Annotated in this window: 21 protein-coding genes; 18 read left to right on the top strand and 3 right to left on the bottom strand. The window is 51.5% G+C overall.

Annotated features, from left to right (window positions below):
- Positions 1-13: 13 nt before the first annotated feature.
- Both C162_RS23925 and C162_RS23920 read left to right on the top strand, forming a co-directional pair.
- Positions 14-331, top strand: coding sequence for a winged helix-turn-helix transcriptional regulator (locus C162_RS23925; RefSeq protein WP_036698497.1), 318 nt, complete (start codon positions 14-16; stop codon positions 329-331).
- A 288-nt stretch (positions 332-619) separates the two neighbouring features.
- Positions 620-1,342, top strand: a complete 723-nt coding sequence (locus C162_RS23920) for a hypothetical protein (RefSeq protein ID WP_036698496.1) — start codon at positions 620-622, stop codon at positions 1,340-1,342.
- 108 nt (positions 1,343-1,450) lie between these two features.
- On the opposite strand, the gene C162_RS23915 is transcribed toward C162_RS23920, so the two are convergent.
- Together C162_RS23915 and C162_RS23910 are read right to left on the bottom strand one after the other, a co-directional pair.
- Positions 1,451-1,897, bottom strand: coding sequence for a DUF6773 family protein (locus tag C162_RS23915; protein WP_036698495.1), 447 nt, complete (start codon positions 1,895-1,897; stop codon positions 1,451-1,453).
- The gene (locus C162_RS23910) at positions 1,875-2,099 is read right to left on the bottom strand and encodes a helix-turn-helix transcriptional regulator (protein WP_036698494.1); all 225 of its coding nucleotides are present in this window, start codon (positions 2,097-2,099) and stop codon (positions 1,875-1,877) included. Before C162_RS23910 ends, C162_RS23915 begins: the two co-directional genes overlap by 23 nt.
- A 196-nt stretch (positions 2,100-2,295) precedes the next feature.
- Here C162_RS23910 and ric point away from each other — a divergent pair, with 196 nt between their 5' ends.
- From ric to C162_RS23875, 7 genes are all read left to right on the top strand, one after another.
- Positions 2,296-3,021: an iron-sulfur cluster repair di-iron protein gene (gene ric / locus C162_RS23905; RefSeq protein ID WP_051493872.1), complete on the top strand. Its 726-nt coding sequence runs from the start codon at positions 2,296-2,298 to the stop codon at positions 3,019-3,021.
- A gap of 132 nt (positions 3,022-3,153) precedes the next feature.
- Positions 3,154-3,840 (top strand): hypothetical protein, encoded by a 687-nt coding sequence (locus C162_RS23900; protein WP_036698493.1) that lies wholly within the window; start codon positions 3,154-3,156, stop codon positions 3,838-3,840.
- Between the two features lie 267 nt (positions 3,841-4,107).
- The gene (gene nirB / locus C162_RS23895) at positions 4,108-6,534 is read left to right on the top strand and encodes a nitrite reductase large subunit NirB (protein WP_036698491.1); all 2,427 of its coding nucleotides are present in this window, start codon (positions 4,108-4,110) and stop codon (positions 6,532-6,534) included.
- 25 nt (positions 6,535-6,559) lie between these two features.
- Entirely contained in the window at positions 6,560-6,904 is a 345-nt protein-coding gene (nirD, locus tag C162_RS23890; RefSeq protein WP_036698490.1) for a nitrite reductase small subunit NirD, read from the top strand.
- A 19-nt stretch (positions 6,905-6,923) separates the two neighbouring features.
- Positions 6,924-7,742 carry a formate/nitrite transporter family protein gene (locus C162_RS23885; protein ID WP_036698487.1) on the top strand — a complete coding sequence of 273 codons (819 nt, stop codon included), beginning with the start codon at positions 6,924-6,926 and terminating at the stop codon, positions 7,740-7,742.
- Between the two features lie 92 nt (positions 7,743-7,834).
- Positions 7,835-8,455 (top strand): NAD(P)-dependent oxidoreductase, encoded by a 621-nt coding sequence (locus C162_RS23880; protein ID WP_036698485.1) that lies wholly within the window; start codon positions 7,835-7,837, stop codon positions 8,453-8,455.
- Positions 8,456-8,498: 43 nt separating this feature from the next.
- Entirely contained in the window at positions 8,499-8,981 is a 483-nt protein-coding gene (locus C162_RS23875) for an NUDIX hydrolase (protein WP_036698483.1), read from the top strand.
- 136 nt (positions 8,982-9,117) lie between these two features.
- On the opposite strand, the gene C162_RS23870 is transcribed toward C162_RS23875, so the two are convergent.
- Positions 9,118-9,837: a Crp/Fnr family transcriptional regulator gene (locus C162_RS23870; RefSeq protein WP_216857174.1), complete on the bottom strand. Its 720-nt coding sequence runs from the start codon at positions 9,835-9,837 to the stop codon at positions 9,118-9,120.
- A gap of 412 nt (positions 9,838-10,249) precedes the next feature.
- On the opposite strand from C162_RS23870, the gene C162_RS23865 reads away from it, so the two are divergent.
- The 9 genes from C162_RS23865 to C162_RS23830 all read left to right on the top strand — a co-directional run bounded on the left by C162_RS23865 (position 10,250) and on the right by C162_RS23830 (position 21,532).
- Positions 10,250-12,553 carry a glycoside hydrolase family 65 protein gene (locus C162_RS23865; RefSeq protein ID WP_036698481.1) on the top strand — a complete coding sequence of 768 codons (2,304 nt, stop codon included), beginning with the start codon at positions 10,250-10,252 and terminating at the stop codon, positions 12,551-12,553.
- The gene (locus tag C162_RS23860; RefSeq protein ID WP_235218509.1) at positions 12,553-14,415 is read left to right on the top strand and encodes a glycoside hydrolase family 65 protein; all 1,863 of its coding nucleotides are present in this window, start codon (positions 12,553-12,555) and stop codon (positions 14,413-14,415) included. Before C162_RS23865 ends, C162_RS23860 begins: the two co-directional genes overlap by 1 nt.
- Positions 14,387-14,884, top strand: a complete 498-nt coding sequence (locus C162_RS37055; RefSeq protein ID WP_235218508.1) for a glycosyl hydrolase family 65 protein — start codon at positions 14,387-14,389, stop codon at positions 14,882-14,884. The genes C162_RS23860 and C162_RS37055 overlap by 29 nt, the downstream gene beginning before the upstream one ends.
- A 5-nt stretch (positions 14,885-14,889) precedes the next feature.
- Positions 14,890-15,519: a beta-phosphoglucomutase gene (gene pgmB, locus C162_RS23855; RefSeq protein WP_051493895.1), complete on the top strand. Its 630-nt coding sequence runs from the start codon at positions 14,890-14,892 to the stop codon at positions 15,517-15,519.
- Between the two features lie 80 nt (positions 15,520-15,599).
- A complete protein-coding gene (locus tag C162_RS23850) occupies positions 15,600-16,400 on the top strand; it encodes an alpha/beta hydrolase (protein ID WP_036698801.1) in 801 nt (266 codons plus the stop codon).
- A gap of 208 nt (positions 16,401-16,608) precedes the next feature.
- Entirely contained in the window at positions 16,609-17,118 is a 510-nt protein-coding gene (locus C162_RS23845; RefSeq protein ID WP_036698478.1) for a GNAT family N-acetyltransferase, read from the top strand.
- Between the two features lie 18 nt (positions 17,119-17,136).
- Complete coding sequence (locus tag C162_RS23840) at positions 17,137-18,099, top strand: alpha/beta hydrolase (protein ID WP_036698476.1); 963 nt, start codon at positions 17,137-17,139, stop codon at positions 18,097-18,099.
- A gap of 297 nt (positions 18,100-18,396) precedes the next feature.
- A complete protein-coding gene (locus C162_RS23835) occupies positions 18,397-20,190 on the top strand; it encodes a cache domain-containing sensor histidine kinase (protein ID WP_036698475.1) in 1,794 nt (597 codons plus the stop codon).
- A gap of 13 nt (positions 20,191-20,203) precedes the next feature.
- Entirely contained in the window at positions 20,204-21,532 is a 1,329-nt protein-coding gene (locus C162_RS23830; RefSeq protein ID WP_036698474.1) for a response regulator, read from the top strand.
- The last annotated feature ends 56 nt before the right edge of the window (positions 21,533-21,588 follow it).

Genomic DNA, 21,588 nt, shown 5'->3' with positions numbered 1-21,588 from the left:
AGAGGTGATAACCATGGAAGAACATCAATTGACGATGTGCCCGAGATTTGAGACGGCTTTTTCGTTTCTGGGCAAGCGTTGGAACGGACTCATTATTCAGACCTTGATGAGCGGCCCCAAGCGGTTCAAGGATATTTCCGGACTGATTCCGTCAATGAGCGATAAGATGCTGTCCGAGCGCATGAAGGATCTGGAATGCGAGGGCATTCTGGTACGACATGTGTACCCGGAAACACCGGTGCGCATTGAGTATGAATTAACAGTGAAGGGCCGTGCGCTTGAGCCGGTCATGCAGCAAATCCAGTCCTGGGCCGAGAGCTGGGTGGAGTAGCAGTACCGTAATATATATTTGATGACAGCCTCTTGCCGATTATCGGGTAAGGGGCTTTTCATATGCTGTTTTACTTGTTTATGCAGATTTTGCCCAAATAAACCTTGCACTTAGGCCCTACCTGTGTAATATAATAGAACATACTAAATATTACGGATGTGTGGAAGCGTTAACAAAAGTAGGAAAAGCTCAGGGTTATATGGCAGCGCGGATGCTTACGGGATGTGTTTTGGACGATGCTGATGGAAGGAAGCGGAGGGCTTACACAACTTTTAGGAGGCGAAGACCATGACCATTACCTTGTTTTCCCGGGAAATAACCTATGGAAAAAAGGATGTCGCCGAACTGGAGACTGCTTCGATTAAAGTACAGCTGATCTATGACAAGGTGCTGTTCATGCTTCATAACCATCTCCCGGATTCTCTGTGGGATGCGTGGATCGGCGTGCCGTATGAGATCATTTCTTCTCTATATAAAGGGGATAATGACAGCGGGAGTGTGTTTCAGAAATGGATTCAAGGCCCGTCCGGATGGAAATGCATCGGCTGTGAACGGCATTGTCTGGAGCCGGTAACGGCTAAGGAAGGGAGTGGCTCAAATGTACAGCGCCGTTTTACTTTTCATAATGGAATCAGCCAGAGCATGGTACTTCAAGCTGTGATCTGGTCCATGTATGAGAATACCCGGCTGCTCCAGCCTTACTTGGGGGAGGAGGCTTTTCTGAGCGAGGAGGATATGGAGCTAATCTCTGTATATTTCGTGCCAACCTATCTGACCCCGGTACCACTGAGCGAATTGAACAAACCAGCCAAAGAATATAAGGACAAGAACATCAGAGTGTATCAGGAATGGATCTCTGCCCCCGATCTGGTGCTGCAGTGGAACGGCGGCCTGACCGAAGGCAGATGGATGACGGGTGTATATGTGGATCATTCAAGGTTCGCCGGACTTGGCCCCTATCTGAAGGATGCGCAGGGCAAGCGGACTTATATGCAGGCGACGGTTCAATAAAAAAAGTGGAATTCGAAAAAAGAGTTGAACTTGAAGCCAGGTCGTCGCTGCGGCGAACATTTGGACTTCCGGCCGCTGCCCAGTTTGGATTTCTTGATATTAACCGCTCTACTCCGCCCGGTTATTCCTCCGTCGGATCAAGTACACAGTGCTTAAGATGACCAGTCCAGCTGTAACAGAAATGATTAGAATGACTGTCCCGTTCGCACCGCTGTCAGCTGCTGATTGGGCGGCGGTTGGATTCACGAAGGTAACGATAAGGATACAGGCCGCCACCACAATGGCCAGAATTGCACCCGCAATGCTTCTCCCGCCCACTCCGCTCTGCCTGCTGCCCGGTCCCACATACGCACCGCTCCAGATCAAGCGTACCAGATAGAAACCCACACCCAGCATGAAAATTGTGTAATTGCCCAGCGGATACTCCAGCCACTTCATTCCGTAGTTTTGCAGCCCCATATCTGCCAGCAATAAGAATGCCATCAAAAGAAATGCCTGATTCCCCGCCTTATGCCGCTTCTGCAGTTGTCTCTCATCCAGGTTCGTTCTGCTCATCCTTCGTTCCCTCCCAAAATAGTTGATCCAGTGTCTTCCCCAGTGTTACACAAATGTCAATGCACAACCTCAGGGTGGGGTTGTAATCACCGTTCTCAATCGCGATAATCGTCTGCCTTGTGACCCCCACGGCATCTGCGAGCTGTTTTTGCGACATGTCTTTTGCCGCTCGGGAAGCTTTGAGCCTCAGATTTTTCCCCATTCCCTCACCTCACTCATAGTGTAAAATATATAAAACAAAAAGTCTAGTATATTTTACATTTGGAGTACTGTATTTCTCGTTCAATAAAATTTTATATATTCAGTGCGTACAATCACAAGTTCCGCCTAATGCCAGTGATAAGGTGTAGAAGTGAAAAGAAGCACAAACCTACATCTTAACCTGAGGAGGGGCCAACATGGCGTCCAATCAATTAAACGATACAACAATTCATCCCGGGTTCACCCCGGAAGCAATGGTCAGAGATATTGTTCTGCAGTTCCCCAAAGCAGCAGATTATTTCAAAGCACAGCGGATCGATTTCTGCTGCGGAGGCGCAAAGCCGCTGGCTGAAGCCGCTGCTGAGAAGGGTCTTGACCCGGCAGCAATGGTACAGGAGCTGAACAAGCTGCAGGAACAGCATCCGGTGCTGGAAGAGGATACCGCCTGGAACGAGGCTTCGTCAGAGGAGCTGGTGGATTATATTGTGAACAAGCATCACCGTTATCTGCGTGAAGAGCTTCCGCTTATCAGTCAAAATGTAACCAAGGTGTTCCGCGTTCATGGTGAGGATTCACCGCATCTGGGAGAAATGCACCGTCTGTTCAATATGCTGCGTGAAGAGCTGTTGCAGCATACGGCGAAGGAAGAAGAGAGCGAATTCCCTAAGATGCTAGCCTACACCCAGAACCCGACTGAAGAAGGACTTACTGAGCTGCGCGGATTGCTGCATAATCTGGAAGCTGAGCATGACGGGGCGGGAGAGATTCTGCGTGAGCTACGTAGAGTTACTAATGACTATACACCGCCCGCGCATGCCTGCACGACTTATCGCCTGACCTATGCCCGTCTTGAAGAACTGGAAGGCATGACCTTCGAGCATGTGCATCTGGAGAACAACATTCTGTTCCTGCGTTATCAATAGGACCGGCTGCAATGGATAAGTCCCTTCGGGGACTTTTTACTTTTTATACCGGCAGAAATGATTTGAGAACCCTTCCTCTATGCGTTATCCTTAAAGAGTCCGGGAAAATACATATGAAGGCGGTGCCGTGGGATGTCCACGAAATGGATGCGCTTAATGCTGTGCCTTCTCTTGCTGGCCGCGGCAAGCGGTTGTGGCTTGGGATCAGGGAATGGCGGCAGCAGTAACGGAGGCCAGGGACTAACCTTTTCAGTCAAGGTGGGTGACAGCGAAATGGCCGGAAGCTCAGCCAGATTGCTTAACGAAGCTTACGTGCCTGGGAATTCAATAATAGAGCTGTTTAGGAAGAGTGGCGTTGTTACATTTTCAGCGGATGGAACTAATATTCTTGAGGTGAATAAGGTTTCCCTGGGTCAGGATATGAGCTGGGAGATTCAGGTGAACGGCAAGAAGGTTCAAGAGCTGAATACGACCCTGGAACCGGGTTCGGCCATTACGATGTCAGCAGGGCCTGCCGGAGCCGGAAAGATGTTTCAGCCTGTCATCATCACTGTGAACGGGGGGAGCGAGCAGCCGGAGCTGACACATTCGAATGTGCTTTCTTTTATGCAGGATATGTCCGTCAAGGGATTGCTCCAGAACAGCGGTATGGTCCAGCTTGCCGAAGATAACCGGACGGTGCTTACTGTGATGGAATATACCCCGCTCAGCAGCGAGGAATGGAGACTGAAGGTCAACGATAAAGGACTGCTCGGCAATGGAGTGGACATGAAGCTCAGTCCGCAGGACAAGCTGGAGATCTCTCTGGTATTGAAATAAGTGAATGAAGTAGATGAGTGAGATTGTGTACCCGATGAACGGATATCTGTGCGAAACTGCATGGGTATCCGTTTTTTTGAATAATAAATCTCTATGCTTCACGCCAGAAATTGTCCTATATAAGAACGGCGAAGTCATTTTCAGTTGTGTGAAAAAATTCACATAAGATGTGACTGTGGTCACACTTGCCATGGAATGGGGGACAGTATAATTTCTCTATCAGGTAAGTTATTGAAGAAATCAGAGTTTCTGAAGGAGGGTCTACCAATGGCAGCGGAAAGAGAAAAGTTAGTGCTGATTGGAAATGGCATGGCGGGAGTAGGCACTATTGAGCAGATTCTGAAGCTGGGCGGCGCTTATGATATTTCGGTCTTCGGCAGTGAGCCGCATCCCAACTATAACCGGATTATGTTGTCCTATGTACTTGAAGGCAGCAAATCGATTGAAGACATCATTCTCAACGATCTCGGGTGGTATGAAGATAATCATATTACACTGCATACCGGTACGACGGTCACCAGGATCGATGATCAGAACAAACTAATAATGACCGATAATGGACTGGCGGTTCCTTACGATAAAGCAATTATTGCAACGGGTTCGAATTCTTTCATTCTCCCCGTACCCGGCAGCACCAAGGATGGAGTAGTCGGCTTCCGCGATATCGCGGATTGTGATGCAATGCTGGCAGCGGCGAAGCAGTACCGCACGGCGGCTGTGATCGGCGGAGGACTGCTGGGTCTGGAAGCTGCGAAGGGCCTGGTCAATCTGGGCATGGATGTTACCGTTGTGCATCTGCTGGAGGATCTGATGGAGCGCCAGCTGGACCGTACCGCTTCTTCAATGCTACAGGCAGAGCTTACGCGTCAAGGTGTGAGATTCGCCATGGGCAAGCAGACGGTTGAATTGACCGGAGAAGAACGGGTGACTGGTCTACGATTCAGTGATGGCAGTGTGCTGCCGGCAGAGTTTGTAGTGATGGCTGTTGGAATCAAGCCGAATGTCCAGCTTGCGAAGGACAGCGGAATCACTGTTAACCGCGGGATTGTAGTTGACGATTATATGCAGACTTCTATGGCAGATGTGTATTCTGTCGGTGAATGTACAGAGCACCGGGGAACCTGCTACGGACTCGTTGCACCGCTATTCGAGCAGGGTATGGTTCTCGCCAAGCATTTGTCAGGTGTACAGACTCCGGGCTATGAAGGATCAGTTGTAGCAACCAAGCTCAAAATTTCCGGGGTAGATGTATTCTCCGCCGGTGAATTCACCGAAACGCCGGAGCATACCGTCATTTCTGCCAAGGATGAATGGAAGCGAACCTACAAGAAGATTTTGCTTAAGAATAATGTGATTGTCGGTGCCGTTCTGTTCGGTGATGTAACGGAATCTGCCAACCTGCAGAAGCTTGTGAAAAACAGCACAGAGATGACCAATGAAATCTATGATGAGGTTATGGGCACAAGCTGCTGTGGCGGAGGCGGAGCCAAGAAAGGCATGTCTGTTGAAGCGATGGCAGATGAAGAAATCGTCTGCGGCTGCAACGGCGTAACCAAAAAAGCGATTGTTGATGCTGTTACGGAGAACGGCTTCACTACGGTAGATGAGATCAAAGCCTGCACGGGTGCAACCCGCTCCTGCGGCGGCTGTAAGCCAGTGGTGGAGCAGATTCTGCAATTCGTTCTCGGAGACAGCTTCCAGCAGAGCGCCAAGCAGGGAATCTGCAGCTGCACCTCGCTTAGCCGGGATGAGATCGTTGCCGAGATTACGGCAAAAGGCCTCCGGACTACCAAGGAAGTCATGCATGTCCTGGACTGGAAGCAGGCAGAAGGCTGTTCCAAATGCCGCCCGGCTGTGAACTATTATCTGGGGATGATCTACCCTGACACTCATGAAGACGAGAAGGAATCCCGGTTCGTCAATGAACGGATGAGCGCCAATATTCAGAAGGACGGAACTTATACAGTTATCCCGCGGATGTATGGCGGGGTGACCACTCCTGAGGATTTGAAGCGGATTGCCGATGTGTCCCTGAAGTATGATGTGAAGGTTGTGAAGGTAACGGGCGGCCAACGTCTTGACCTGATCGGTGTCAAAAAAGAAGATGTACCTAAGGTGTGGGAGGAGCTGGATATGCCGTCCGGCTATGGGTATGCGAAGTCGCTGCGTACAGTAAAAACTTGCGTGGGTTCGCAGTTCTGCCGCTTCGGCACACAGGATTCCATGGGCATGGGCGCTATGCTTGAGCGTAAATATGAGCGGCTGGATATGCCGGCCAAGTTCAAGATGGCGGTTAACGGCTGTCCGCGTAACTGCGCAGAATCGTGCACGAAGGATATCGGAATTGTCGGCAACGACGGCGGCTGGGAAGTGTTCATCGGCGGTAACGGCGGGATTAAGCCGCGCATCGCAGATGCCTTCTGCAAGGTGAAGACCGACGAGGAACTGGTTGAGGTCTGCTCCGCTGTCATCCAGTACTACCGTGAGACCGGTAATTACCTGGAGAGAACCTCCGAATGGGTAGAGCGTATGGGTCTTGAGCATATCCAGACTGTGGTTATGGGCAATGACGACAACCGTAAAGAGCTTGCGGCACGTATTGACTTTGCCCTGGCCCAGGTGAGTGATCCTTGGCGGAAAATGCTGGATGACAAAAACACCCGCACCGCGCTGTTCGAAGAGACACAGGTATAGTCTAAAGGGAGAGGGAGAGAGCATAATGGAACGGAGTAATCGGGAATATACGATAGGCGCAGTGGAAGATTTCATGCTGCAGATCGGCCGGGTAGTTCATGCAGGAGAGGTCGAATTAGCGATATTCCGCACATCGGACGGCGCAATCTATGCGGTCCGTAACCACAGTCCCCATCCGAAGGGTGGTCCGCTCGCAGAAGGAATCGTATCGGGCTATTATTTATATGATCCGCTGCATGACTGGAAGATCGACCTTCGCACCGGAGAGGTTCAGGCACCGGACCGGGGGCAGGCAGAAGTCTATCCGGTTACAGTAGAGGGCGGAGTTGTTAAGGTCACTCTGCCTGCGGCAGTAACAACTCTAAATTAAAGAAAGAGCAGGTGCGGATATGTTTACGCAGAGCGTAGAGAATATCGTTGAGACAGCCGTAGGGAAACGCGACAAAATGAATGAGAGCCTGCCCAAATATTTTTTGGCGGCCCTCCTGGCAGGAGCATATGTGGGTATCGGTATTATTCTGATCTTCTCACTGGGGGCACCGCTGGCGGCGATCAAATCACCGTTCCAGCCGCTGATTATGGGAGCATCCTTCGGGATTGCCTTGACCTTGGTTGTATTCGCAGGCTCAGAGCTGTTTACAGGTAATAATATGTTCTTCACGGTAAGCACGCTTGCCGGGAGAACTACAGTCTGGGACACGGTGAAGAACTGGGTCCTGGTATTCCTCGGCAATGTGGCCGGTGCTGTGGTGCTGGCGCTGCTGATTCAGGGATCGGGCCTCTTCAAGGCAGCGCCTGCCGAGCATCTGATCTTCGCGGCGGCTGCCAAAAAGATGAGCCTGCCGTTCTCAGAGCTGTTCTTCCGCGGTATTCTCTGTAACTGGCTGGTCTGCCTGGCACTGTGGATGTCCTCCCGTGCCAAGAGTGAAGCGGCGAAGCTGGTGCTGATCTGGTGGTGTCTGTTCGCCTTCATCGCGAGCGGCTATGAACACAGTGTAGCGAATATGACGCTGCTCAGCGTAGCCGTACTGCTGCCGAATCATCCAGAGACAGTGAGCATCGCCGGCTGGTTCCACAACATGATTCCTGTTACGCTTGGCAACATCATCGGCGGCGGTGTCTTTGTCGGAATGGCCTACTGGCTAATTTCACCTGTGCGTACTCCGCGTAACGTATCTGTCCCTCCTCAGACTAAGAAAGCAAGCTAGATTCAATATCAAGCCCCGCAGCTGCTACATGGCTGCGGGGCTTTTTTGCCGCTCAATCCCTGCTATAATACACTTCAGGAGGTTATTCTCATATGAATATATTGATTCTTGGTGCCACCGGCCGGGTGGGGAGCCATATTGTTACCCATGCTCTTCAGGATGGACATCATGTGACCGTGCTGGCCCGCACGCCGGAGAAGGTTCAGCCGCTCCATGCCAACCTGACGATCATCGAAGGTAATGTTCTTAATCAAGATGATATCGCCCGGGCAGTGCAGGGAAATGATGTAGTGATTAGTGCGTTGAACACCGATGGGACAACCACACTTACAGACAGTATGCCTTTTATCATCGGAGCCATGTACGAGGAAGAGATAGAGCGCATTATTACCGTAGGAACTGCGGGCATTCTTCAAAGTGAGCTTTCTCCGGAACTCCTGCGTTACCAATCCAGCGAATCTAAACGCAGGTCCACCCGTGCTGCAGAAGAACATGAACAAGCCTATCGCTTGTTGGAGCGGTCGACTCTGAAATGGACCATTGTGTGCCCAACCGCTCTGCTGAACGGAGAACGCTTGGGGACCTATCGTGTGAGACAAGATATTCTGCCCGAAGGAGGCAGTGAAATATCTGTAGCAGATACAGCGGAATTCACGTATAGTCAAATTGATGCTAGCGATTTCATAAGAACCCGTGTAGGTATAGCTTACTGATACAGGTGATCTATTTAGAAGACGAACGGAGGAGAGGGCTGCGATGGCAAGCTTTAACCATTTTGGCGTATATGGAATTTGTCAGCGTGACGGCAGGCTGCTGGTGATCCATAAAGGAAGGGGCCCTTATAGCGGAAGATACGATCTGCCGGGGGGGAGACTGGAGACTGGTGAATCCCTGGTTGACGGCTTGATCAGAGAGTTTGTTGAAGAGACTGGTTATACAGTAAAGGTACAACAAAACCTGGGCACCTTCGATTTCTTTATCCCGCATAACGAAGATCACTTTACACAAATGCATCATATGGCAGCCTTGTATCAGGTTGAATTGGCCGGGGAAGAAGAGCCTGTTGCCATTTCAATGTTCGAAGAACAGGATTCCCGTGGGGCGGAATGGGTGGATATCACTAGAATAACACTCGACTCAGCTTCTCCGTTAGCCGTATATGCTGCTAAGTTCCTTAGGGGTGAGGAACTGCCTGTAACACCAGAATATTATGATGATTGGGAAGTAAAAGGTTCATAGGATGTGCCGCCAGTACGGTGAATACATCGCGTGACAAGAAAAAAAGACGCCGGACAGGGCGCCTTGACCACTCTATTAAATTTATCGGGTCAGATATGTTTCAATGAGGTAAATAGAGGGTATTATTGATAGGAAATTAAATTCGGCAAATTTCATTGGGACATAATTCGCAATGGCAGATTTCCTGAAGCATCGCCAGATCCTTGATGACAATCATACCATTCTCATACTCCACTGCATCTTTTTTGCGCAGATCACTCAGCATGCGGTTAACGCTCTCACGGGTAGCGCCGATCATGTTGGACAGATCTGTATGCGTGATTTTTTTGTTAATCAGAATGCTGTCGCCGGTCTTCTCACCATAGGTGTTGCCAAGACGGATCAGTGTGGAGCAGAGTGCGCCCGGTTTGCCGTACATCATCAGATCGCGGAATTTCGTCTGTGTGAGACGGTGATGAATCCCCATCCATTTCATGAAGTCAATAGCGAAATCGCAGTGCTGGCAGATCAGAATCTCCAGATCCTTCTGCTCGATCACGCCAACTTCACTCTCTTCAATCACTTCGGCCGTGAAGCTGTGCTTCGTGCTGAAGAACGGGTCAGCCTGACCCACCATATCACCAGCCTGATACATATACAGAATCAGTTCTTTGCCTTCGTCTGTAGATTTGGTTAATTTCACACGTCCACGCTTGATATAAAACAATTTATCCGAAAAGTCGCCTTCCCAGAAGAGGTGAGAACCCTCAGGGACCATGCGTTCCTTCATTGTGACCAACAGGCGGTTAAAGTTCTGTTCGGAGAAACAGTTTGTATTGCCGCGGGCTTCGATAACATTATAATGTTCCTTTATCATAATCGACATCCCCTTTATTCCCTCAGTTTTTCAGTAAATTTTAAATTAATTATACCTTGAAATTCCTCTTTATGGTTAAATATTTTCGTATAAAAGTGTCGAATTTTTAACATTGTGATAATTTTCACTTCATTTGTGTGAGATTGGTTACGTTTTTGCCCTGAAAAGGGTTCCTTTCCCTGTGTTATAGGATATTATAGCAGCTCCCCCCTGTTCTGGATAGTTCTAGGGAGGGAACGGCTTTTTTTGGTTTTCCCGCATGTTAATGATGTCCGTACAAATGCACATAACTCGCTTACGAGCTGACCTTGGTCCTGTGCGGGCTTAGAGATATTCTGAAACTGAGCGTCCGAACCTCCGCATAGGGCGGCGGGGCAGGCCGAGTATTCTCTTAGCGAAGGAGAGTTCCAAGATGGCAAAGGTAGCAGATCCCTATCTGAAGGTCGATCCATGGGCAATTATTGAGGAGGGCTTTGATCCGGAACGAAACCGGACTTCAGAATCGATTTTTTCACTGGGCAATGAGTACATGGGGGTGCGGGGGTATGCGGACGAGGGCTACAGCGGGGATTCCTTGCCGGGCAGCTATTTCAATGGACTAAATGAGCAAATGGGGGTCGGCAACCACTATAAGGGTATTATCCGGTCGCTGCGATATATGGTGAATGGGGTAGATTGGCTGCATACCCGGATCTCGGTAGATGGTGAACTGCTGGATCTGGCCCATTCCCGTATTGACAAGTACACCCGCAGATTGGATTTCCGAACCGGGACCTATACACGGGAGTTCATCTGGCTGCTGGCGGACGGGAAAAAGCTGAAGCTCTGCTTCACGCGGCTGGTTAGTATGACCACATCTCATCTGGGAATGCAGCAAATCACCTTCACGCCGCTTAATTTCACGGGTACGGTGGATGTTCGCACAGGGCTTGACTTCGGCATGATCCATGAGGAACACGGCCAGAGCATGTGGAGGGAGCTGCGCAGCGGAGAGGAGGGTGCGGTGACTGCCATTATGGCCCGTACGCTAACGACCGGGAATCAGCTGTTCTCAGGCTGTGTCCTGAAGTCTTCGCAGGAGCTGAATACGGAGCTTGTGGATGAGGACCGCTATATCGGGCAACAATTCTCGCTTATGCTGGCTGAAGGCGAGCCTGCTTCCTTCACGAAGCTGGTAGTCAATGTGACAGGCAGTAATACTTCACGAGCAGCAGACCATCTCTGGACAAAAGGCATGGAGCTTGCAGCAGCAGCGGACCGGCTGGTAGAGGAAGAGGTGCTTGCTGACCAGGCCGCCTATTGGAGCGGTATCTGGGCTGTCAGTGATATCCGGATTGAAGGAGACCCGGAGAATCAACAGGGCATCCGTTTTTGTATTTTTCAGCTGTATCAGACGTATCACGGGGACCATCCCGGGTACAACATCGGTGCCAAAGGGTTGACCGGTGAAGCCTACCGGGGCCTTGCCTTTTGGGATACGGAGTCTTATTGCCTGCCGTTCTATCTGTTCAATAATCCGAAGGCGGCCCGCAGCCTGCTGGAATTCCGCTACAAGACGTTGCCGGAGGCGCTGCAGCGCGGGCACGAGGTGGATTGCGAAGGGGCTTTTTACCCGATTGCCACAATAGACGGAACAGAGAGCTGTGACCTGTGGCAGCACTCCAACCTGCAGCTTCATGTCGGGACGGCCGTCTCCTACGGAATCTGGCATTATATGAATAATACAGGCGACCGGGAATTCCTTTACAGCAAAGGGGCCGAGATGCTGATTCAGATCAGCCGGTTCTATGCATCACGCGGCCAATGGGGGCAGCGCACCGGGGAATACGGATATTATGGTGTGATGGGACCTGACGAATTCCAGCTCATGGTAAACAATAACTGCTACATCAATCTGATGGCCCAGAAGTTATTCGAATATACGCTCGAAACGGTAGCCTTAATGAAGGCGGAGACGCCGGAGAAATATGCGGCGGTTATAGCGGCTACTACGCTCCGTGAGGAGGAACTGGCTGACTGGGATTACAAGCGTGCACATATGAAAATCCCGTTCGACCCCGGCAGCGGCCTATATGAGGAGCATGACGGATTCTTCGATATGCCGCATCTCGACATTCACTCCATTCCGGTGTCCGAGTTCCCGCTCTACGCTAACTGGTCTTATGATCGCCTGTACCGTTACGATATGATCAAGCAGCCGGATGTGCTGATGTTCATGTTCCTGTATAACGGGCAATTTTCCCGCGAGGCCAAGCTGGCGAATTACGAATATTATGAACCGAGATGTATTCATGAGTCCTCGCTCTCGCCGTCCATTCACTCGATTCTGGCCAATGAACTCGGCAAGCCGGAGGAAGCGTACCGGTTCTTCGAGTTCGCCACGCGTCTGGATCTGGACAATTATAATCGCAATACCCGGGAAGGGCTGCACACCACATCAATCGCCGCAGCGTGGATGAACATCGTCTATGGCTTCGGCGGGATGCGCTCGGATGGAGATTGCCTGTCCTTCTGGCCGGTGCTGCCGCAGCAGTGGACCGTCTACAGCTTCCAGGTGATCTGCAGGGGCGTACTGCTGGGCATTACGGTAAATGCGGAGGCGGTTTCCTTCAGAGCGGTAAATGGCGGAAGCGCAGAGGTGCTGATCTATGATCAGCGGGTGACCGTAGATGAAGCTGGGATTGAGCTTCCGCTTGCTGAAGGGATGGCTGTGTAATGGACTGGACGGTTAGCGAGCACAGCTTCGAGCCCTGGCGGATTACGGCGAACGGCAACAAATATATGACCGGCAATGGTTATATGGACTTCCGGGGAGTGCTTGAAGAGTTCGGAAAGGAGCAGCTTGCGGCGGTTACGTTAGCCGGAGTATATGACCGGGCGGGCGAGAAATGGCGCGAGCCGGTGAACGCCCCGAATGGACTGTATACGTTAATCACCAGTGACGGCATAAAGCTAAGCGTATTGGAAATAGAACCCCTGGAGCATACACAACGTCTGGATCTCCATTCCGCAGTTCATCGTAGGGAGACGGTGTTCGGTGTCCGCGAGGGCGGCAGACTGACCCTGACCGCAGAGCGGTTCGCCAGCATGGACCAGCTCCATCTGCTGGCCGCCAGATGGACTCTGCACTGCACTGCCGATTGCCGGATAGAGATTACGACGGGAATCGATGGCGCGGTGTGGGATATCAACGGCCCCCATCTGCTGGAGCAGCAGAGCCGCTCTGCCGGCGGGGGGCTGCTGTCAACAGCGGTTACCGGGGAGCTGGGGCTGCCGGTGGCGGTGGCGGAGCATACAGAGTTCAGCTTAGCAGAACAAGGTACAGTGATGGACATAGACATAATCACAGACATGGGGAGGGCGCTCCGTCATATTTCTTTTGATGCCAAGGCCGGAGAGACTTATGAGTGGTACAAATATGCAGCAGTATTCACAGGTCTGGATGCCGAAGACGGCACTGGTGAGGGCTCCCCTGATGATTGGGCGGTGCAGACCGTCCAGGCAGCAGCCGCTACAGGATATGCTGGACTGCTGGAGGCGCACCGGTGCAAGTGGGCGGAGCGATGGTCACGCAGCGATTGTGTCATTGAAGGCGATGAAGAAGCGCAGTTCGCACTGCGCTACAGTATGTATCAGCTGCTGATTATTGCACCGACGAAGTCGGAGAAGGTCTCGATTCCGGCGCGCGGCTTGTCCGGGCAGGTCTATAAGGGTGCGGTATTCTGGGATACAGAAATGTTCATGCTTCCCTTTTTCCTGCACAGCGACCCGGGGATTGCGCGTAATCTGATGATGTACCGTATCCACACGCTGGACGGTGCGCGGCGGAAGGCGGCAGAGTACGGATATTTGGGCGCTTTTTATGCCTGGGAGAGTCAGGATACGGGGGATGATGCCTGCACTCTGTTCAATGTGAACGATGTATTTACCGGGCGGCCCATGCGGACCTATTTCCGCGATAAGCAGATTCATATCAGTGCAGATGTCGTGCATGGAATCTGGCAATACGTGACCTTCACGGGAGATGACAGCATCCTGGCGGACGGCGGGGCGGAGGTCATCTGGGAATGTGCGCGTTTCTTCTATTCCTATGCTCACTATAATCCTGTGAAGCGGCGTTATGAGCTGCTGGATGTTACCGGCCCGGATGAATACCATGAGCGGGTGAATAATAATGCATTTACGAGTGCCATGGTTCAGGAGACACTGAAGATTGCCTTGCGGACAGCAGAACGGTTGCAGGACAAATATCCGGCCGTGTATAACGGTCTTGCTGAACCTTATTCTGACGGGCCGTTCCTGGATGAATTCACTGCAATGCTGGCACAGCTCTACGTCCCGCAGCCGGACCCGGATACGCTGGTGATTGAACAATTCGACCGTTATTTGCAACTGGAGGATGTGTCTCTGGCTGAGCTGAAGGCACGGGTCATTCACCCGAATGAGTACTGGGGCGGAGGCAATGGGCTGGCTGCAACCACAAGAATCCTGAAGCAGGCCGATGTGGTGCTGATGTTACATCTGTTTCAAGAGCCGGTTCAGCAGGGAAGTGAAGCAGGCCAATTGGGAATTCTATGAGCCGCGAACCGAGCATGGTTCCAGCCTCAGCGCCTGTATCTACGCGCTGGCTGCAACGGATATCGGCTTGCCGGACTGGGGATATCCGTATTTCATGCGCACTGCCACCGTAGATCTTACCGGTGAGTCGAAGCAGTATGTCGGCGATCTCTATATTGGCGGGACCCATCCCGCTGCAAATGGGGGCGCGTGGATGGCTGCGGTTCTTGGCTTCGCGGGTGTGCGCTTTGATGGACAGATCGTCACCCTTAAGCCGTCTCTGCCGGAGACCTGGAGTTCCATTGAGCTGCCGGTAATCCTGCGCGGAGGCAGCTTCCGGCTGCAGATTGGCCGCGAAGAGATCACGGTTACGGCAGCGCCGGGCAACAGCGAATCGATAAGCTTCGCCGGATTCGGCAGTGAGGCGGTGCCATGCCCGCCCGGTGCAATCCTGGAGTTAGCGTCACAGTCCAATCAGAGAGGAGTATGACAATGATGCTGGAGCATATGAAGGGCGCTATCTTCGATCTGGATGGCGTGATTGTAGACACGGCGAAGTATCACTATCTGGCCTGGCACTCACTCGCCGGGGAGCTGGGCTTCCCGTTCACGGAGACGGACAATGAGCGGCTGAAGGGCGTCAGCCGGATGCGGTCGCTGGATATTCTGCTTGAGATCGGCGGCCTGAGTTTCGGTGAAGCTGAGAAGCTGGCGATGGCGGAGAGGAAGAACCGCCTCTATGTTGAATACATTTCCGGACTGGACGAATCGGAGCTGCTGCCCGGTGTTAGAGTCTATCTAAGTGCGCTCAGAGCACGCGGCGTAGCTATTGCCCTCGGCTCTGCCAGCAAGAATGCAGCCTTCATCCTGGATAAGCTGAATATTGCTGGGCTGTTCGATACGGTGGTAGATGGCAACAAGGTCTCGCAGGCGAAGCCGGACCCTGAGGTGTTCCTGACCACCTGCCGGGAGCTGGGGCTGGGGCCTCAGGACTGTGTGGTGTTCGAGGATGCAGAGGCCGGAGTAGCCGCCGGGAAGGCGGCCGGCATGAACGTTGTCGGGATTGGCCGGCCGGAGCTGCTGAAGACAGCGGATCTGGTGATATCCGGATTGCATGAACTGTAAGAGCTTGATAGAATGGCCCTTGAGGAACTTTTTTCCTCTATTATCTAATCTAATATAGAAGGAAAGCTTGAGGGATGATAATGGAAACGTTGTTGCTATGGCCTGAAGGTGCGCCTGGAGCGCTGGGAACCAGTGAAGAGGATCAGCCTGCGATTACACCTTATTTAGTTGAAGGCAAGGGGAATGCCGCTGTTCTGGTCTGTCCGGGAGGCGGGTATGCGATGCGTGCCGACCATGAAGGCGGTCCGGTTGCGGAGTGGCTGAATACCCTCGGAATTTCAGCATTCGTGCTGCGTTACCGTGTTGCGCCTTACCAATACCCGAGTGCGCTGCTGGATGCTCAGAGAGCGCTGCGCACGATCCGCTTCCGGGCGGATGAATATGGAATTGACCCGGGCCGTCTCGGCATTCTGGGCTTCTCGGCGGGCGGACATCTTGCTTCTACCGCCGGGGTATCTTATGATCTGGGCAATCCTGATCACCCTGAGCCATTGGAGCGGCTGTCCAGCCGTCCTGACCGCCTCATTCTATGCTACCCGGTCATCTCAATGACCGAAGGGGTGACCCATCAAGGCTCGAAGGAGAATCTGCTGGGAGCCGTTCCCGATGCAGAGCTGTCGCTTAAGCTCAGCAGTGAGTTCCAAGTGACCCCGGACACACCGGCAACGTTCCTCTGGCATACCTCTGATGATGATTATGTCCCGGTAGAGAACAGTCTGTTGTTCGCCGCAGCACTTAGCCGCCATCATGTTCCGTTCGATCTGCATATCTATGCACACGGCGTACACGGTTTGGGTTTAGCTCCTGAAGAACAGCACACTAAGACTTGGGCGGATGCCTGTGCCTCGTGGCTGCAGTTGAACGGGTATACGAGAGCGTGAACTTCTGTATCTAAGCCCGCGTCCAAGGGGACGGTGATAAATCAGCTGAGATGAAGAGCGTCCCACGCTGCCGGTCGGCAGCAGGACGTTCTTTTTTTGCAGGGGTAGAGGCTTTAGGCAGCCGGTTAAGCTGACTATGTTTCTATATTAATATATATTATTCTATAGATAAGGTGATACGAGAGATCCAGGAAGGCAGGTACATATTATGAGTCTTATGTTTTCACGCGTGCATACAGCGGAAGAAACCGCTGAGGTTGCCCAACTGGCGGCAGAGATATGGAGTGAATATTATATCACCATTATTACCGCAGGGCAGATCGAGTATATGCTTGGCAAGTACCAGTCGGTTCCAGCGATTACGCAGCAGATCCATGAGCAGGGTTACGAATATTACTTAATCCATAGCGGGGAAGGCTCCACGGTGGGGTATATGTCAGCCAGACAAGAGGAAGGGAAGCTCTTCCTGAGCAAGCTCTATATAGGCAAGGAGTACAGGGGGCGCAGCTATGCCAGCCAAGCGTTGGTCTTCCTGGAGAAGCTGTGCCAGGAGCGGAACCTGACTCATATTTGGCTAACGGTCAATCGTGATAATGAATCAAGTATTGCGGTCTATACAAGAAAGGGCTTTCGGACCCTTAGGGAACAAGTGGCAGATATCGGGAACGGATTCGTCATGGATGATTACATTATGGAAAAAGAAATCCCGGTCCCCTGAGAGAGGAACAGCTTATTCATGAACAAGGATTCATCCTATAATCAATCAGTGACCTATTGGAAGCAATATCAGAAGTTTTTCCCGGATGACATGCAGATCAATGAACCCCATTTACCCGCCGAAGAATGGATGACCTGGAACCATGCTCATATTCATCTGGATCGTATGCCAGCTCCTGACGCACCTTTAAAAATCATTTTCATTCATGGAGCTGGCGGCAATGGCAGGTTGCTCGCTCCATATGCACGAATGCTCCAAACCTACGGTTATGAAGTAGTGTCGCCGGATCTGCCGCCTTATGGTCTAAGCTATACCGATTCAGCGGAATCAATAGATTATCAGTTCTGGATTGACATCCTTAATGAATTGATCGAACAGGAGCTTAGAAGGGACGGCAAGCCTATTATTCTGCTGGGCTCCAGTATTGGAGGCATGTTAGCTTATCATACTGCTGTACAAAGTAAGCGGGTCAAAGGGTTAATAGCAACGACATTTGTAGATACGAGTGATCCGAAGGTTCGTGATCAGTTAGCTCCTAACAAACTCATCAGCCGGTTAGGGGGATGGTGTATGAATCAATTCCCTGCCCTGCTAGACTCCTTGCAGATCTCTGTGAATAGAGTATCCCGGATGAGATGGATCACGAACAACGCCGAGCTGACCAGACTCATTATGAATGATCCCCATGCGGCAGGTACAAGAATCCCTTTACGCTTATTAAGAACCTTTCTAAATATGAAACCGGTCCTGAAACCTCAGCAGTTTGACTTGTGTCCGGTATTACTCGTTCATCCTCAATTAGACCCTATGACTCCTTACTGCTTCAGTAAACCGTTTTATGACCATCTTAAAAGCAGAAAAGAATCTGTGATTTTAGAGGGTGCAGGTCATTTTCCGATTGAACAACAGGGGCTGGAGCAGATGATTGCTGCTGTGCTTGCTTTTTTGAGAACAGTAGAGGAAGAATTACAGCTAACATAAACCGTCCGGCTCAATGTGCTCAGGATGAAACACTATAAATCACTATAAAACCAGTCCAACACGGGATGTTCGTGTGTGGGCTGGTTTTTGCTTGCTTAGCTGAAAAACTCCATACAAATGGACATAAAGAACTTTGAAATAAACCTGTGTAAGCGCTTGTAGGTTTGTTAAAATATAAGAAATTATAGCTTGCACACGATAACTTATCCTTCTATTTCTCGCTGAAACGGTACCGTCCTTTAAAAGGACGGCAACGCCGTTTCCCCTTGTATTATTGAAACTGGAGGTGAATCCAGGGTGTTGTCCACGCTTGTGAAACCCATTATCAGGCTCAGTGTTAAGCAGCAGTTGATTCTGCTGTTCCTGATCATGATTACGCCTATTCTGATTCTGAACAGCTACGGAAACTACAAGGCAGAGGAGATTCTGAAGCACCATGTGACCAATGCCTATGTGGAGCTGAACAAGCAGAATCTCGCCATTATTAACAGAGACATCGATACGGTGAACAAAATCACGACCACCGTCATCCAGAATCCGGTCCTGCAGCAGCTCAACATGAGCGGGAATGATACAGTGCTGGAGCGCGTGGAACGTTATGAGACCATCGAGAAGCTGCTCGGCAGCTATTCGCAGGGAGCGGAGCGGGGTGACGGCATCTACTACTCGCTATACGTATATGATCCCGATAACTACTACTTTTTCGCTCCCAATTTCCCGCAGGTGAAGAAGGCGGGGGTTTATTTTTTCTCCAAGGAGGAACGGCCATACTGGTTCGAACAGGTGGTACAGCAGAAGGGCCGCGGATACCTGATGTTCGCCGAGAAGCTGAGTCCGCAGGCCGAAAATCTGAAGACGCTCACTTATGTCAGGGCTGTCAATAATATCTACCGGGGGGAAGGGACGCTCGGCGTGCTGGTGGTGACCAAGATGGAATCGAAGATCGGCGAATCGCTAAGGTCCATCTCACTGCCGGACGGGGAAATCTATCTGACCGATATGAGCAACCGTGTACTGGCCTCGACCACGAATTCAACCGGAGAGGTGATCGTCCTGCCGGACGGCTCGGAGGCGGGAGATCCGGAAGGGACCGAGGATATCATCACTGATGACTTCATCTATGTGGTGAACAACAATCATGCCTTTGAGCAAAAGCTGGTCTACAAGGTGCCCGTCAAATCCCTGCTCCAGCAGCAGAACGAAATGAAACGCGTCATTCAATACATAACAGTGGCTTACGCGCTGTTCGGACTGATCATCATTACCTACTTCTGGCGTTCGCTGATGACTCCTTTGCAGAAGCTGGCTTTTTTTGTACGCAAGTATGAGCCGGGCAACCGTGTGCCCGAGACTCCCCGCAGAGGAAGCAACGATGAGGTCAGTGTGCTGATTACCGCCACGTATGATATGGCCCGCAGGCTCAACAGCCTGATTATGTACAAATACCAGATGGAGCTGAAGCAGAAGGAATCGCAGCTGCAGCTGCTCTACCAGCAGATCAACCCGCATCTGCTGTACAACACCCTGGAGAGTATTTATTGGAAAAGCTCGCTCGAAGGCAACGTGGAATCCGCGGAAATGATCAAGGAATTATCCAAGCTGATGAAGATCAGCTTAAGCCGGGGCCGGGAGCTGATCTCGCTCGAAGAGGAGCTTGAACATGCCAGTGCCTACATCAAGCTCCAGCAGCACCGGCATGATTATGTGTTCGCCGTTATCTGGAATATCGCTCCCGGGACCACCAGGAATCTGATTCCCAAGATCACCCTGCAGCCCCTGATCGAGAATGCCATTATCCACGGGGTTAAGCATATGGAGGAGGACGGTGAAATCATCATCACCTCTGTGCTGGAGGATGGCCGGATTCGGATTACCATTGAGGATAACGGCTATAGGCAGGTCGATTATAAGGCTATCGAACAGATCCTCAATGATGACAGCCAGAACCCGGTTAACGGATACGGTATCCGCAATATCCATCAGCGTGTGCAGCTGCATTTCGGCGGGGATTACGGGATCAGCTACGGACCGCGTGAGTGCGGAGGCACGATAGTAAGTGTGATCCTTCCGAAGTCAGAGACTATAGAGTAGAGGAGAGAATACGGTGTTCAATATACTGGTTGTTGATGATGAGCCGCTCATTTGCAAAGGACTGAGCAGCCTGCTGGCTGCTTCCGGGTTGGATATTGACCATATCTATACGGCCGGCAGCGGGTATGAGGCACTGGATTGTATCCGTATGGAGGAGATCGATCTGCTTGTGACCGATATCCAGATGGGGGCGATGAGCGGGATTGAACTGATGCAGCATGCCAAAATGACCAGGCCCTGGATGCAGACGATCGTCATCTCTGCGCATGAGACCTTTCAGTATGCCCAGATGGCCGTCCGGCTGGGGGCGAGAGATTATCTCATTAAGCCCTTGAACAGTGAGCAGTTCCTGGATTCGGTGCGCAGTGTTGTTCTGAAGATGAATAGACCGTCGCCGGAGCTGGCTACATATATGGATGGTAATGGGGACCGCTTCCGCCTGGAGGAGCCGCTTCCCGAGTACAGCGAACTGCTGAACAGTCTGCTTACGGAGACTGCGGAGGTGCTGGAGGCAGAGGAGAAGCGGCGCAAGCTGGATGAGCTTAGTCTGCAGGGACCATTTTTTGCGGTGATCAAAATCAGGCTCCCCCTGCCGCAAGACCGGCCTGAGCAGAGGTACACTACCCGTGATCATGGCCTGCTGCGCTACGCCGCCTTGAATATTGCCAAGGAGCTGTTGGATCAGGAGTGGAATTCCACAGCCTTCTATTCGCCGGACCAGGAAATCACCATAATCATCCAGTGGGATGAGCAGAGCTACGAGGAGCCGTCCACCGGCCAGCTGAGCCGGCTGGAGGTGCTGGGCCGCAGCCTTCATTTTAATATTCACCGCTATCTGCAGCTGAGTGCCGTTATCGGCATCAGCCAGATTCTGAAGGGGCTGAGCTTCATGGATGTGCTGAACCGGCAAGCCTCGAAGGCGATCCTCTGGAACAACGAGCATGCAGATCATTATGTGTTCTATTATGGAGATTTCAACTGGAGTAACTATGCCGCTGATCCGTCGCCCGAGGAGCTGCATACGCACAGTAATCTGATCGTGCAGAAGGCGAAGGAATACATTGACGGGAATTATGCCCAGAAGGGGCTAACGATCCATGAAGTAGCGAAGAAGAATCATGTCAGCCCTAATTACCTGAGCTATTTGTTCAAGAAGAATACAGGCTATAACCTGTGGGAATATGTGATTAAGCTGCGGATGGAGGACAGCCGGGAGATGATTCTGAACACCGATCTGCGCCGGTATGAGATAGCGGAGCGGGTGGGATACGAGTCGCCGGAGCATTTCAGCAAAATTTTCAAAAAATACTTTGGACTCAGTCCCAGCGAGCTGAAGAAGTAAGAACGCTTACGATTGCCATAGATATAGACATGTTAAGTCTCTCCCTCATTTCCTAC

It is taken from the genome of Paenibacillus sp. FSL R7-269 (assembly GCF_000517865.1).
In the GTDB taxonomy this organism is placed as follows: Bacteria; Bacillota; Bacilli; order Paenibacillales; family Paenibacillaceae; genus Paenibacillus_AQ.
The sequence above is the reverse complement of the archived record's forward strand: the minus strand, read 5'-3'. Positions and strand labels throughout refer to the sequence as shown.

What these genes read in the sequence shown, in the direction of transcription:
- C162_RS23925 (WP_036698497.1), top strand. Translation starts at nt 14, where the DNA reads ATGGAAGAACATCAATTGACGATGTGCCCGAGATTTGAGACGGCTTTT.
- C162_RS23920 (WP_036698496.1), top strand. Translation starts at nt 620, where the DNA reads ATGACCATTACCTTGTTTTCCCGGGAAATAACCTATGGAAAAAAGGAT.
- C162_RS23915 (WP_036698495.1), bottom strand. Translation starts at nt 1,897, where the DNA reads ATGAGCAGAACGAACCTGGATGAGAGACAACTGCAGAAGCGGCATAAG.
- C162_RS23910 (WP_036698494.1), bottom strand. Translation starts at nt 2,099, where the DNA reads ATGGGGAAAAATCTGAGGCTCAAAGCTTCCCGAGCGGCAAAAGACATG.
- ric (WP_051493872.1), top strand. Translation starts at nt 2,296, where the DNA reads ATGGCGTCCAATCAATTAAACGATACAACAATTCATCCCGGGTTCACC.
- C162_RS23900 (WP_036698493.1), top strand. Translation starts at nt 3,154, where the DNA reads ATGTCCACGAAATGGATGCGCTTAATGCTGTGCCTTCTCTTGCTGGCC.
- nirB (WP_036698491.1), top strand. Translation starts at nt 4,108, where the DNA reads ATGGCAGCGGAAAGAGAAAAGTTAGTGCTGATTGGAAATGGCATGGCG.
- nirD (WP_036698490.1), top strand. Translation starts at nt 6,560, where the DNA reads ATGGAACGGAGTAATCGGGAATATACGATAGGCGCAGTGGAAGATTTC.
- C162_RS23885 (WP_036698487.1), top strand. Translation starts at nt 6,924, where the DNA reads ATGTTTACGCAGAGCGTAGAGAATATCGTTGAGACAGCCGTAGGGAAA.
- C162_RS23880 (WP_036698485.1), top strand. Translation starts at nt 7,835, where the DNA reads ATGAATATATTGATTCTTGGTGCCACCGGCCGGGTGGGGAGCCATATT.
- C162_RS23875 (WP_036698483.1), top strand. Translation starts at nt 8,499, where the DNA reads ATGGCAAGCTTTAACCATTTTGGCGTATATGGAATTTGTCAGCGTGAC.
- C162_RS23870 (WP_216857174.1), bottom strand. Translation starts at nt 9,837, where the DNA reads ATGATAAAGGAACATTATAATGTTATCGAAGCCCGCGGCAATACAAAC.
- C162_RS23865 (WP_036698481.1), top strand. Translation starts at nt 10,250, where the DNA reads ATGGCAAAGGTAGCAGATCCCTATCTGAAGGTCGATCCATGGGCAATT.
- C162_RS23860 (WP_235218509.1), top strand. Translation starts at nt 12,553, where the DNA reads ATGGACTGGACGGTTAGCGAGCACAGCTTCGAGCCCTGGCGGATTACG.
- pgmB (WP_051493895.1), top strand. Translation starts at nt 14,890, where the DNA reads ATGCTGGAGCATATGAAGGGCGCTATCTTCGATCTGGATGGCGTGATT.
- C162_RS23850 (WP_036698801.1), top strand. Translation starts at nt 15,600, where the DNA reads ATGGAAACGTTGTTGCTATGGCCTGAAGGTGCGCCTGGAGCGCTGGGA.
- C162_RS23845 (WP_036698478.1), top strand. Translation starts at nt 16,609, where the DNA reads ATGAGTCTTATGTTTTCACGCGTGCATACAGCGGAAGAAACCGCTGAG.
- C162_RS23840 (WP_036698476.1), top strand. Translation starts at nt 17,137, where the DNA reads ATGAACAAGGATTCATCCTATAATCAATCAGTGACCTATTGGAAGCAA.